The organism is Nonomuraea sp. NPDC049269, from assembly GCF_043197155.1.
Classification (GTDB): domain Bacteria; phylum Actinomycetota; class Actinomycetes; order Streptosporangiales; family Streptosporangiaceae; genus Nonomuraea.
This window is the reverse complement of sequence record NZ_JBICSO010000006.1, coordinates 366,333-378,658: the sequence shown is the minus strand read 5'-3', so window position 1 is coordinate 378,658 and position 12,326 is coordinate 366,333. Positions and strand designations below refer to the sequence as shown.

At 68.2% G+C, this 12,326-nt stretch carries 11 protein-coding genes; 6 read left to right on the top strand and 5 right to left on the bottom strand.

Annotated features, from left to right (window positions below):
* Positions 1–12 precede the first annotated feature (12 nt).
* The 4 genes from ACGFNP_RS33650 to ACGFNP_RS33635 form a co-directional block, all read right to left on the bottom strand.
* Positions 13–4,020, bottom strand: coding sequence for a toxin glutamine deamidase domain-containing protein (locus tag ACGFNP_RS33650; RefSeq protein ID WP_393325524.1), 4,008 nt, complete (start codon positions 4,018–4,020; stop codon positions 13–15).
* The gene (locus tag ACGFNP_RS33645; RefSeq protein WP_358327963.1) at positions 4,017–4,316 is read right to left on the bottom strand and encodes a hypothetical protein; all 300 of its coding nucleotides are present in this window, start codon (positions 4,314–4,316) and stop codon (positions 4,017–4,019) included. The genes ACGFNP_RS33650 and ACGFNP_RS33645 overlap by 4 nt, the downstream gene beginning before the upstream one ends.
* Positions 4,317–4,337: 21 nt before the next feature.
* A complete protein-coding gene (locus tag ACGFNP_RS33640; RefSeq protein WP_358327965.1) occupies positions 4,338–4,724 on the bottom strand; it encodes a YbaB/EbfC family nucleoid-associated protein in 387 nt (128 codons plus the stop codon).
* 231 nt (positions 4,725–4,955) lie between these two features.
* Entirely contained in the window at positions 4,956–5,273 is a 318-nt protein-coding gene (locus tag ACGFNP_RS33635) for an alpha/beta fold hydrolase (protein WP_393325521.1), read from the bottom strand.
* 628 nt (positions 5,274–5,901) lie between these two features.
* Here ACGFNP_RS33635 and ACGFNP_RS33630 point away from each other — a divergent pair.
* On the top strand, positions 5,902–6,042 hold the full coding sequence (locus ACGFNP_RS33630) for a hypothetical protein (RefSeq protein ID WP_393325519.1): 141 nt from the start codon (positions 5,902–5,904) through the stop codon (positions 6,040–6,042).
* 125 nt (positions 6,043–6,167) lie between these two features.
* On the opposite strand, the gene ACGFNP_RS33625 is transcribed toward ACGFNP_RS33630, so the two are convergent.
* Positions 6,168–6,824 (bottom strand): GntR family transcriptional regulator, encoded by a 657-nt coding sequence (locus ACGFNP_RS33625; protein ID WP_358327971.1) that lies wholly within the window; start codon positions 6,822–6,824, stop codon positions 6,168–6,170.
* A gap of 107 nt (positions 6,825–6,931) precedes the next feature.
* Here ACGFNP_RS33625 and ACGFNP_RS33620 point away from each other — a divergent pair, with 107 nt between their 5' ends.
* From ACGFNP_RS33620 to ACGFNP_RS33600, 5 genes are read left to right on the top strand one after another with little or no spacing between them, the layout of a single operon-like run.
* Complete coding sequence (locus ACGFNP_RS33620; RefSeq protein ID WP_393325517.1) at positions 6,932–8,224, top strand: ABC transporter substrate-binding protein; 1,293 nt, start codon at positions 6,932–6,934, stop codon at positions 8,222–8,224.
* Positions 8,211–9,056 carry a sugar ABC transporter permease gene (locus ACGFNP_RS33615; RefSeq protein WP_358327975.1) on the top strand — a complete coding sequence of 282 codons (846 nt, stop codon included), beginning with the start codon at positions 8,211–8,213 and terminating at the stop codon, positions 9,054–9,056. The genes ACGFNP_RS33620 and ACGFNP_RS33615 overlap by 14 nt, the downstream gene beginning before the upstream one ends.
* On the top strand, positions 9,053–9,937 hold the full coding sequence (locus tag ACGFNP_RS33610) for a carbohydrate ABC transporter permease (RefSeq protein WP_358327977.1): 885 nt from the start codon (positions 9,053–9,055) through the stop codon (positions 9,935–9,937). Before ACGFNP_RS33615 ends, ACGFNP_RS33610 begins: the two co-directional genes overlap by 4 nt.
* Before the next feature lie 17 nt (positions 9,938–9,954).
* Positions 9,955–11,040: an enolase C-terminal domain-like protein gene (locus ACGFNP_RS33605; RefSeq protein ID WP_393325515.1), complete on the top strand. Its 1,086-nt coding sequence runs from the start codon at positions 9,955–9,957 to the stop codon at positions 11,038–11,040.
* A 27-nt stretch (positions 11,041–11,067) separates the two neighbouring features.
* Positions 11,068–12,234, top strand: coding sequence for a hypothetical protein (locus tag ACGFNP_RS33600; RefSeq protein ID WP_393325513.1), 1,167 nt, complete (start codon positions 11,068–11,070; stop codon positions 12,232–12,234).
* The last annotated feature ends 92 nt before the right edge of the window (positions 12,235–12,326 follow it).

The window sequence follows — 12,326 nt, the reverse complement described above, 5'->3', positions numbered from 1 at the left end:
GTCCGTCCTTTCTCAGCGGGTCTGGAAGAAGTCGTACTCGCGGTATCGGCCTTCCATGGGGTGCCGGTCGATGTATACCCGCTGGTGCTGGCCGTCCGCGTAGTAGATGTGGCCGTTGACGTTGAGGACGTTGCACACGTGCCCGATGCCGGAGCCGCTGTAGCCGATCACCACGCCGCGTGATCCTGGCCCCTCGTCGAGGAGGATCTTCGCCACCTTCTTGAGGTTGCTGAGCCGCATGTACTTCTCGATCGCGCGTTTGCCCAGCGTACCGCGGATGACCGGGACCGGCGCGGCGTTGAGCGGCCCGGCCACGGCCGGTTTGCCGCGCAGGATGTCGTCGATGGCCAGGCTGGTCTCGGGGCAGTTCCTGTTGTGCCCGGTGGGGTTGACCTTGTTGATGATCGCGAGCAGGTCGCCGAACCTGACCTGCCTGGCGCCGAGGTTCTCGATGAACTTCCGCAGTTCCTCGTAGGCCTGCCGCATGGCCTCCTTGTGCTCCTCGCTGAGGGGGTTGGAGGCGTTGGGGTAGTCCTCGACCTGTTGCGGGCGCAGTCCGGCGAGGGGCACCTTGACCCGGCGCTCGACGTTGACCTTGCCGAAGTCGTCGTGGTCAAGAATGGGGGGCTCGTACCCCTTTGTTCCACTCTGACCGGTGGCTCCTGTGCCGTTCAGGTCGTCTGGCTCGAGGTCGAAGTCGTACAGCAGGATCTCGCTCATGAAGCCGATGCCGGTGCTGGTGTCCTGCGTCTCGCGGAAGGCCATCCAGTCGTCCATCTGCGCCGCGCCCTTGAACTTGTACCAAGGCGTCCGGTCCGCGTCGGCCAGGCCGTGACGGCGGACGAACGCCTGGGCGTTGTCGATGGCGTCCTGGAACGCGTCGGCGTCCTGGTTGCGGTCGGCGGCGGTGTACTCGTGGGCGAGATGGTCGGCCTCCCGCATGACCTCCCTCCAGTGGCTCCGGTCGGCCTGGGAATCGTAGAGGCTCTCGGCCTGGTAGGCGGCCTCCTGTTCCTGGCCGGCCTGGCTCGGGGTCCGGGATGTCTGCCGGTCACCGGCCGGCTCTCCCACGCCGTGCTGGCGGGCTGCCCAGGCGATGCCGTCGCGTACGTACGGGGAACGCGCCTGGAACCTGTCCAGCAGCCACTGGGCACCATCGCGGCCCCAGGTGTTCGCGATGCGCTGAAGGATCTTGCCGGCTTGGCGTTCGGCGTCCTCATCCCGATAGCGGGATTCGCTCATCCGCTTGTCCATGGCCCGCAGTGCCCACAGGTCGGGATCGGCTTCCGGGTCGTCTGCGGGGCCGCGCCTGCGGGCGTACACCTCCTCGCGCGTACGCGCCGTGGCCTCCTCACGAGGGCGTGTAGTCGGCGTGGCCTCCTCACGAGGGCGTGTAGTCGGCGTGGTCTCTTGTGCTCGGGCGCTATAGAGCCGGTTGATCAGCTCGCCGACCGCCCTGGCCAGGGGGCGGGGCTGCGCCGAGGCCCTGTACTCGGTGAACGCCTCGGAGATCAGTTCGCGGGGAGTGCTGGCCCCGTAGGTGGACAGCCGGGATTCGACGGCGGTCATGGTTTCGGGGTCGTGTACGCCCATGATGTCGTACGGGCGGCCGAGCACGGTGGAGACGGTGGCGTTCAGGATGGTGCGTGCGTCCGGGTCGCGCATGATGCCGTCGGCGATGTGCTCGCCCACCTCGTGATAGAGCACGCCGCGCACCGAGCCGCCGCCCGGCACCGTCCAGCCGGTCGCCTCTTCCACCTGTCCGGCGCGCGCCTGATCGACCATGGCGGCGGGGTTGAGGTGGATGCCCCGCTCGTCAGCGTCCATGACCGCATAGGCGACCAGGTTCGGCTGGGTGGCGAAGTTCCCGTGGGGGTCTGTCGTACTGACGGTGCCGAGGGTACGCGTCAGGTCCGGGTAGTCATGAGCCAGCTCCCGCATCGTCTGATGGATGTCCCGGGCGACGTCGGGCTCGATGCCCTCGAGCGCCGGTACGGAGGGTGTGACTGGTCCGCTGAGCGCCAGAGCCAGCGCCTCTTTGGAGGGAACCAGATCTCGCCTTCCTGCGGCCGCCTCATGTCCTGTCAGGTTCGGCACAGTGGGCGCCGTCCCGCTGGTGGCGGTCTGACCAGTGAGGCCCGCCTCAGGTACAGGGGCGGTGGTCACTCCAGGTCCCGGTAAGGCAGTGGCCGTCGCGTTCACCCCGGCAACCGCAGTTGTAGGACTGTTCATCGGAGCGGCCGCGGTGGGGAGACCGTTGGCAGCGGCGGTGAGACTGGTCGCTGGGGTGGCCGGAGACGCCGGCGCAGGGCCGCTGGCAGCGGTCGGCGGGGCCGCGGTGGTGGGACCGGTCGCGGCAGCGGCCGGAGCGGCGGGGCCGCTCGTCGCTGTGGCCGGGGTGGCCGGGGTGGCCGGGGTGGCCGGGGCGACCGGGGTGGCAGGGGCCGCGCCGATCGGGTTGGCGTGCGCCGGTTGGCCGCTCGGTACCGCACTGGGATGCACCGTCCCGCCGGGTGCTGTGCTCGGTGCCGGAGCATTCGGCACCGCTCGGGGCTGCGCCGACGCGGTGGGGGCGTTTGCGGGGGCGCTCTGTGCCGGGGCGGGGCCGTTGCGTGGGGGCGTACCTGTCGGGTTGTTCCCGTGTCCGGTTCCGTCGCCGACCGGTGCGGGGGAAGCGGCCGTTGTCTGCGCGGCCCCCCCGGCTTCTTGGGCGCCGGCGCCTGTGAGGGCCGGGGCCGAGGGGGACGGCGGCAGGGTGGATGAGGGGGTGGATGAGGGGGTGGATGAGGGGTCGGGGGTGCGGGCGAGCGCCGTGGTCTCCGCGCGGGCGAGTGCGGTCGCCGGGTCGGCGACGGCGGACAGGACGTCGGTGCTGAGCGGGCTGATGGTGCCCACTCTTCCTGCGCCCGCCGCCATGCTGCCCACCAGCCCTTCCATGGTGGGCAGCTCCCATTTGCCGTACACGACCCCGTTGGCGATCATCCCGGCCGGGGCCGAGACGACCGCGTTGGTTGCCGCCGCGCTCACGGCCTTGGTCGGGTACCGCAAGAGCGCGTTCGCCACACCGCCGGCGTCCCCGGCCGCGGCGTCGAGCCGCCGCAGGCCGGGCAGGCCGGAGACGTACCTGGAGACCGCGGGCGCGATCCGGGTCGCCAGCAGGGCGCCGGTGGCGTCGCCCAGCACGTTCGCGGCCGTCATGCGGGTGTCCCAGCGTGTGCGGGTGCCGAGATCCTTTTGCCGTTGCTGGGCGAGCCCGTCCATCAGCAGGCCTTCACCCACCTCCTCGGGCAGTTCGCGCAGCATATGGCTGGTGACCGCCCTGGCCAGCAGTCCCTGGCCCAGTTGCCGCCCGCTGAGCTGCGCGGTCTGGACGGCGGCGAGCTTCGGCGCGACGGCGGTGAGCCCGCGCCCGGCGCTCGCTGCCCGTTCCAGGGTGCCGAACACCCCGTTGAGGAAGGTACGCAGCCGCTGCGCGTACGCGGCGAGCAGCGGCGTGGTCGCGCCCGCGGTGAGGAAGCTCGACATGAGCCCGACGGCGGCCGCGCTGACCGTGATCCAGTAGCCGACATTGATGGACAGTTTGCCGTACTGCGTCGCGCGCGCGTAGGAGTCCTGCTGCAGCGCGTACGCCCCAGCGGCTTGTGCCAGCCCTGCCAGCCCCGTCTGCCCTGAGGCGAGTCTGTCGGTGTGTCCTCGGAAGGCGTCGGCGGACGCGCCCGACCACCCGTCCAGTATCCCGGCCTGCAACGACCCGCTCACGTCCTGGCCGGCCAGCGCCGCTCGCGCCACGTCGTCGAAGGCCACGGCGAGTTCCGCCAGGCCCTTCTCGCTGCCCTCGGGCCACATTTGCCCGGCCGCCACCATCGAGATCAGGACGTTCACCCACTCGGGCGCGCCTTCCCCCCAGGCCGGCGTGACGTCGCTCGCGTAGCCGCTGCTGCCGATCGTGTCGTCGTCGCCGCCCGGCGCTCTGGTGACCGGTGTGCTGCGGTTGTGCTCCGCCCCCGAATGGATGCTCATACCTGGTCGCTCTTCGGCACCGAGGCAGCCTGGCTCGTGGTCTCCACTGTCTGTCGTACGCCGTCGCCGGCGGCCTCGTGGGTCCTCATGAGCTGCCTGGCCCAGGCGATGAGCGTGTCTGGCCCGCCCCCGGCCGAGTAGGCCCGGTAGAACTCCTGCCCGGCCGAGTCGCCACCCCAGGGGGCGGCGGCGTTCAGCCGCTCGATGCGGGCGGTGGCCTCGCGCAGGGCGTCACCGAGTACGGCGGTGTGGCCTTGCCACCCCTTCAATCCGGCCTCGACCTCAGAACGTTCCATCCATACGTGCTCGGCCATCCGCTAGCCGATTTCGCGCAGCTGGTCGTCCACGTGCCCCAGCACACTGTCCAGGTCGCCGTTCAGGTGGGCCCGCATCTGCTCGGGCGGGATGAGGGGTTCGAACATCCGCAGGATCTCGTCCTGGGCCATCACCGCCGCCTGATGCGCTGTGGCGGTAATGATGTCGGCCAGCTTGCCGCTGTCGCTCAGTCGGGAGACCCGGGGGTCGAGCTGGAGCCGGATCAGGTCACCACGGGCGCCCACGGTGACGGTGACAAGACCGTCGGGCGAGGTGTGGGTGACCTGCAGGGCTCGGGAACGTTGGTGCAGTTCCAGGGATTGATCCTGCAGCCGCAAGAAATTGTCACGCAACTGGTTCGCGTATTCATGCAACTGGTCAGCGTTCATTCGCCGCACCATAACGGGGGAGACTCGCCTCTTTGCCCATTTCATGATTTGTCGAAGTGGGTGGCCGGTGGTCATGAGGAGTGCGGCCACAGGTCCCTGCGGGTACGCGGGCGCGGCCGTCCCGCCATCTGGTGCTCCCGGCAAGCGTCCTGCACCTCGAAGGATCGGACCGAACCTCCCGGCTCAGCGATGTAGCGGACGCTCCTGCCGCCGTTCGATCGCTCCTATGGATTAACTGATCAAGTTTCTGATCGCCGCAGTGACGGCGTCGGGCTGAGTCTCCGGCAGAAAGTGCCCACCCGGCAGCATCAAGGTGCGGACATCCGGCGCCCATCCGTGCCAGACCGCCGAGGGGTCAAACGGCAGCACCATGTCGCCGGGGTCCTGCCAGATCGCCAGGGTAGGGGCCTTGATGTGCCGGCCGTCCTGCTGATCCTCGCTGTCGTGGGCGGCGTCGACGAAGGCGCTGGCCCGGTGCCGCCAGCTTGGGCAGTTCCAGCGTGCGACGCGACTTGCGTGTCTTGGTGTCCCCTCCTTCTCGGTCGGCACGCCATACGTAGATGGGTAACTTCTTGTGCTGAAATCCCACCTCCGTCACCGGATGCCAGGTCTTGAGGCTGGGGATCCATGCTCTGGGCGGCCTGGCATGTCGGCATCCAAGGCACGGGACACCTTCCCACAGACCTCTCCTCGGCCATCGTCAATCAAGGAGTGCAGGGGTTTTCGGCTATCTGTGGAGCCGATACCGACTGATGTGGCCCATCCTCGTTGTCCACGGCGCCATGAACGCCGCCCCCATTCTGCTGGGCATGTTGTAACGCCTGTCGCTCGAGTCCCATCGTCGCGACGCCTTCCAGCCTGGGAAACGATCTCTTTCATTCTGGAAGCGATCTTCCTGCCCATCACTTCGTCCCAGGCCGGACACATTCGTGAACACCCCACCAGGATAGTTGCAGGTGACAAGGGGTTTCGGAGTTGATCCGAAGCCCCTTTTCCCTCGTCTGGGAGTCGATGGGAGCCAATCGGGGAGCCATCTCACTCGGACTCTCTACCCGTGTCGGCTGTCGCCGAAGATGATGTGATCACTGGCCTGAGCTGGTGCCGGTAGACCGCTTCCGTCGTCTACTGCGCTGGTGACCTGAGTGCGGGAGAGAACTTCGCCGGGTCCATCTGGATGGTGAGCCGCCTTGTTCTTTTCCCGGTGGTCTCGGTGGTGTCGGCGCTCATCTCGCTGGCCTTCCAGCTACTCGCGCCCGACTGCCACGCCTGGCCGGCCGCATGTGGCTGGAACTCCGTTCTGGGTCAGACCAGCTCGTGAACACCCCACACCAAGGGCCGTTCTTGAAACGGCCTGAAGGAAGTTGACGGGATCCCGTCCGATCATCTTGGTCGGACCGGATGCCGTGTTTTCCGGGGCTTGAGGCCGCTTGGTGGAGGGCGGCGTTACGGAAGTGCCGCGAGCATGCGCTCTCCCGCCGCCCGCAAGTGGGCGGTCATCGCGTCCGCCGCGGCCGGGCCGTCGCCCGCCACGACTGCCCGCACGATGGCTTCGTGCTCGTCCCGGGTGAGTTCGGCGGCGCCTTCCCGGGTGTAGAAGATCCGGAAAGCGCGTGAACGGACGAACAACCGCTCCAGCGTTTCGGCCACGATCAGGTTCCCGGACATCTTGGCGAGTTCGCCGTGCAGCAGCTCGTCGGCCTTGGCCAGCAGGGTGAGATCGCCGCCGGGCACGTCGACCTGCTGGCGCAGGAACGCCCCGTCCTCCGTGCGGAACTCCTGGGCGGCGCGGGCGGCCGTGGGAGGTTCGAGCAGCAACCTGCACTCGTACAGGTCGGAGATCGTTTTGCGGTCGGGCAGGTCGGCGGCGACGAAGCCGCGGTAGGGATGCTTGCTGACCAGGCCGTCGGCCTCCAGCCGCCCCAGGGCCTGGCGGATCGGTGTGTTGGAGATCTTCAGCTGCGCCGCCAGAGCGTCGATCTTGACCCGGCTGCCGTGTGGGATGTGACCGCTGAGCAGCATTTCCCGCAACACGTCGTACACGTCGTCGGCCAGCACCTGCCGCCGGGGGAGCGCCGGTGCCGGCGCGGGGGTGTCGGTCATCCAAACCTCCTGTGTTCACAACATAGCGGCAAGTGGGGGTTGACGTCTTCGTAACGTGCATGCAACATCTGACTGAAGACATCGTACACGATTTTGCCGAGGCAGCTGTGATCAGATTTCGCATCCCCCTGACGGCGTGCCTCGCAGGCGCCCTCCTCGTCGCATGTTCGTCCAACACGCCCACAGCCGTCAGCGGGGCCATTACCGAGGACCGCGACGCGACGTTGCTGGTGTGGAGTGACCCCACCCGGCTGGCCGGGTTCGAGCAGTTCAAGAAGGCGCATCCCAACCTCAAGACGAAGGTCGAGACCTACGACGGGCAAAGCCTGCTGACGAAGATTCAGCTGTTCAACCGCACGGGCAAGGGCTGGCCGGACGTCATCTTCGCGGGGCAGCCCAACGTGGTCTCGCAGTTCGCCGGGAAGCTGAACTACGCGCAGCCCCTCGACTCGCTGGTGCCACAGCAGATCCGGAAGGGCTTCGGTACGGCCAACGCGCCCTGCGAGGTCGGCGGCAAGCTGTACTGCCTGCGCAACGATCTGGCCCAGACCGTGCTGTGGTACAACAAGCCGCTCATGGAGCGCTTCGGCTACCAGCTTCCCAAGACCTGGAACGACTACCGGGCGTTGGGTGAGCGAGTGGCCAAGGAGCACCCCGGGTACGTCATCGGCAGCGCGGGCAGCTTCTTCACCTACTACGACTACTTCTGGTCCAGCGGCTGCCCGATCCAGCAGGTGACCGGGCCGGACAAGGCGCACATCGACCTGAAGGACGCCAAGTGCACCCGGGTCGCGGACGTACTCGACCCTCTGATCAAGAACGGCTCGGTCACCAAGGCGGGACTCTTCGACCCGGAGATGGCCAAGCTGGGCAAAGAGGGCAAGGTTCTCATGCTGCCCGGTGCCTCCTGGCTCGGCGATTACCTGTTCAAGCCCAAGGACCTGTTCGCCACGCCCAACGGGCAGATCGCCGCGGCGGCGTACCCAACGTGGGACGGCGAGACGACCAACTGGTCCGGCAGCGCGGGCGGCGGCGTCTACCTGCTCTCGCGCCACTCCAAGAACATGAAGGGCGCCGCCGAGATCATCCAGTGGATGACCACTGACGCCGGCTACCAGAAGGACGCGCCGACCTACCCTGCCTACGGCCCCTCGGCCGACGCGTGGGCCAAGCGGCTGGCCGGTGACCCGTTCTACGCCGAAGATCCGTTCCCGGTGATGCGGGAGCAGGCGGCCAAGGTCAACCCCGTGCAGCAGCCCACCCGCTACGACGTCGAGGGGGCGTTCACCCAGACGGTGGTGCCGGCGATCCGCTCCGGCGGCACCGTCGCCGCCAGCCTGGACGCGCTGCAGACCGAGCTGGTGAACCTGGCAAAGGCCCAAGGCTATGACGTCGGGTAAGTTTTTCGGCTGGCTGTGTGTGGCCCCGTACCTGGTCCTGCTCGCGGTTTTCGGGATCGGCCCCGTTCTGTACGCCCTCTACGAGTCCCTGAGCGACCCCCGTGCCTACGTACACGCGGTCGCCGACTTCCGCTTCCTGCCCGCGGTCGGCAACGTGTCGCTGTTCATGGCGCTGTACCTGCCGGTCATGGTGATCGGCGTGCTGCTGCTGGCGCTGTTCGTCCAGGACCAGCGTCCCCTGTACGGCACGGCGCTGCGCCTGGTCTACATGCTGCCGGGCGCGGTCACCGGCTCGGCCAGCGTGCTGCTCTGGTACGTCATGCTCCAGCCCGCGCTCAGCCCCTTCGCCCCACTGCTGCACGGCCTGGGCATGCGGACCGGCAACGACGTGCTGAAACCGTCGTACCTGGTGGTGATCTTCGCGTTGATGGCCTTCGCCACCGGGTTCGGCCAGTGGGTGGTCATCATGTACGGCGCCCTGCAGGGAGTGCCGCGCGACGTGCTGGAGGCGTCCAGGATGGACGGCTGCTCCTGGTGGCAGACGGCAGTGCGGATCAAGCTGCCGCTCATCTCCAAGTACGTGGTCTACATGGTCATCCTGGCCTTCACCGCCGGGCTGCAGATCTTCATCGAGCCGCAACTGCTGTACGGCGTCGCCTTCACCGGCTCCAAGTCGTGGTCGCTGAACCAGCTCGGCCTGCTGTTCGCCTTCGACAACGGAGACTTCGCCGCGGCCGCCGCGCTGTGCCTGATGCTGCTGGCCGTCTGCACCGTCGCCGCTTGCTTCCTGGTGTTCAAGGCCAAGTTCTTCGAGACGGAGGTCGACCGATGACCGAGCGGCTCGGCGGGGCGTGGGTCTGGCGGATGTCCGTGGCCGTCGTCCTCGGCCTGGTGGCCCTGGCCTGCGCGCTGCCGCTGGTGTGGCTGGTGCTGGCGCCGACCAAGTCCGACGCCCAGATCACCGGCGGGCACCCCTTGTCCTTCGGCTCGCTCGGCGGCTACCTGACCGCCTGGCGGAACCTGATCACCTTCAACGACGGCGTCATCTACCAGTGGATCGTCAACTCGGCGCTCTACACCGGCGGCGCGGTGCTGTTGTCGGTGACCACCTCCCTGCTGGCCGGGTACGCGCTGGCGGCGACGAGGATCGCCGGGCGGCGAGTCATCCTCATCGCCACGCTGCTGGCGATGATCGTGCCACCCGCCGCGCTTGTGCTCCCGCTCTTCCTGGAGGTGAACGCGGTCCAGCTCACCGGCACCGCTTGGTCGGTGATCCTGCCCGCCAGTCTCTATCCGTTCGGGGTCTACCTCGCCTTCATCTACTTCTCCACCATGCTGCCGCGCGAGGTGCTGGAGGCGGCCAGGATCGACGGCTGCTCGGAGGCCGCGTTGTTCGGCAGGGTCGCCCTGCCGCTGGGCAAGCCGCTGATCGCGCTGCTGACCTTCTTCGCCTTCATCGGCAACTGGAACAACTACTTCCTGCCGTTCGTGATGCTCGGCGACGACGAGACCTTCAACCTCCCGGTCGGGCTCGGCGTGCTCATCTCCGGCTCACCGGCGCTCAATCCGGCACTGGGAGGCAGCGATCTCCCCATCCACCGGCCGGAAGCGGCGATCACAGGTGTGCTCACCGTGGTGCCCGTGGCGCTCGTCTTCCTGTTCGCCCAGCGCCACCTGGTGCGCGGGCTGCTCGACGGCGCCGTCAAGAACTGAACCGCAACGGAGTGAATGTGAAGATCACCGCTGTCGACGTCGTCCTGTGCGCGCAGCCCGCCGTCACGCCTGTCTTCCGCTGGCGCGACGGCCTGCCGGGGTCCGAGCCCGCGCACACCGGCGGCTGGCTCGTGCTGTCCACAGACGACGGGCACACCGGCTACGCCTACAGCCAGCGCGGCACCATCCTGGCCGACATCGCCGACCGGCGGTTGCGTTCCGAACTGCTGGGCGCCGACCCGCTGCGGCGCGAATGGCTGTGGCACCGCGTCTGGGAACTGGACCGCATCGAGGAGATGCCGCTCTACATCCACGGCCTGGTGGATGTGGCGCTGTGGGACATCGCGGGCAAGGCGGCCGGGCTCCCGGTGCACGAACTGCTCGGCGGGTACCGCTCCGCCATCCCCGCGTACGCCTCCACCGCGACCTTCGCCACCATCAGTGAGTACCTGGATGTCGCCGACCAGTGCCTGGAGCTGGGCTATCCGGCCATCAAGCTGCACGCCTGGGGAGACGTCGACCGCGACATCGCCCTGTGCGCGGCCCTGCGTGAGCACGTCGGGGACTCGGTGCCGCTGATGTACGACGGATCCGCCGGGTTCGACCTGCTCGACTCGATCAAGCTGGGCAGGGTTCTGTCCGAGGCGAAATATCTCTGGTACGAGGAGCCGATGCGCGAGTTCAGCGCGACCGCCTACCAGCGCCTGGCCGAGAAGGTGGATGTGCCGCTGATCGTCGCCGAGACCAGCGACGGCGCCCACATGAACACCGCCGACTTCATCGCCAACGGCTCCGCCACCGCGGTACGCACCAGCGCGGGTCTGCGTGGCGGCATCACCGGGGCCATGCGCATCGCGCATCTGGCCGACGCCTACCGGATGCGCGCCGAGGTCCACGGCGGCGGCATCGTGCACACCCATCTGTGCATGGCCATCCCGAACACCACCTACTACGAGTCGTTCGTCCCCGCCAACCCTGTGACGAGGGAGGAAGCGGTCGACGCCGAAGGGCTCGTTCACGCGGGAACGGCGCCCGGCATCGGATACGAGGCCGAATGGGAGCGCACGTCCGTACCGGCCGGGCTGGAACCCTACTCCTCCTGAAACCCCCCACAAAGGAGATAAACCGACATGAGCGACAAGCGGAGCACCGGCCCGAGCAGGCGGGCCGTCCTGGCGACCGCCGCCGCGCTACCCCTGATCGCGGCGACGCCCGCCCAGGCGAAGGCCAAGGGCTGGTCGTGGAAGCTGCTGTCCGACGGCACCGACGTGTGGCAGCGCAACTACTGGAACGGCGGGGAGCAGTTCGACTTCCGGCTCGGTGGTGGTGGCTCCATCCCGCAGATGCGGCACTGCCCGACCGGCTACCGGCCGTTGCTCTCGCCCACCTACGAGGGCGAGGAGACCGACCGGGTCATGCAGGCCGTCCTGTGGGGCCTGAACGTCGAGGCCGCGACCAACGTCCTCGACCGGCGCTGGAACGTCAACCAGGCGGGCACCCGTCCCGGCGCCTACCAGCGCACGGTGCGCGTCGAGCGGACCAACTCCACCACCACCGACGTGTGGACCATCGCCGACAGGCAGTGGTACGCCGAACTCGTCGCCGACTTCGCGGGATCGGACGCCGTCCCGCAGCTCACCCGTTACACGAGGCTGTCCAACGGTGCGCTGGAGATCCGCCGCGTCATCCGGTTGCCCAAGGTCGTCAACGCCGGGGCGACGGTCGCCAACGTCGAGTTCTACCTGGAGAACTGGCTGCCGTTCCTGCGCTCCGCCGACGCCTTCACCGCCCTGGCCCTGCGGCTCGACGCCAACGGCGACCCAAGCGAGTGGTATCGGGCCGGCGACAACATCCCTTATTACCCGTGGACACCGACCGGCGGCACCAGCGGCTATGCCATGGTCTACAAGGAAGGCGCGCACCGGACCACGCCCAACGTGGCCGTGGTCTTCTCCAAGAACGCAGGCACGAAGTACGCCACCTCGGCCGTGTTCGAGAACGTGCGCAACTCGATGGACTGGGACACCGGCATCGGCATCCTGCCCGGCGCCCACATCACCGGTGGGGAGGCGAACAGCATTCTGGACTACACGATCCGCATCGTGCCCAACGGTGGCACCAGCGCCGGCCTGGTCACCAACCTCAACACACAGGTCGCCGCGATCCGGCCACCCGCCCTGTACGGCCCGGCGTACGCGCTGTCCGGCGAACTGGGCACCATCGCGGCGCGGCTACGCGGCTACCTGACCTCCGCCGAGGGAACGCGAACCAACCACCTCGCCCCGCTCCTTGCCTGAGCCGGGCCATCTCGGCCGCACGTAGGGTTGTCGGCCCGAAAAGGGGGCGCCCTGAAGTGCGGCGCAGACCTCCACCACGGCTGAACTGAAGT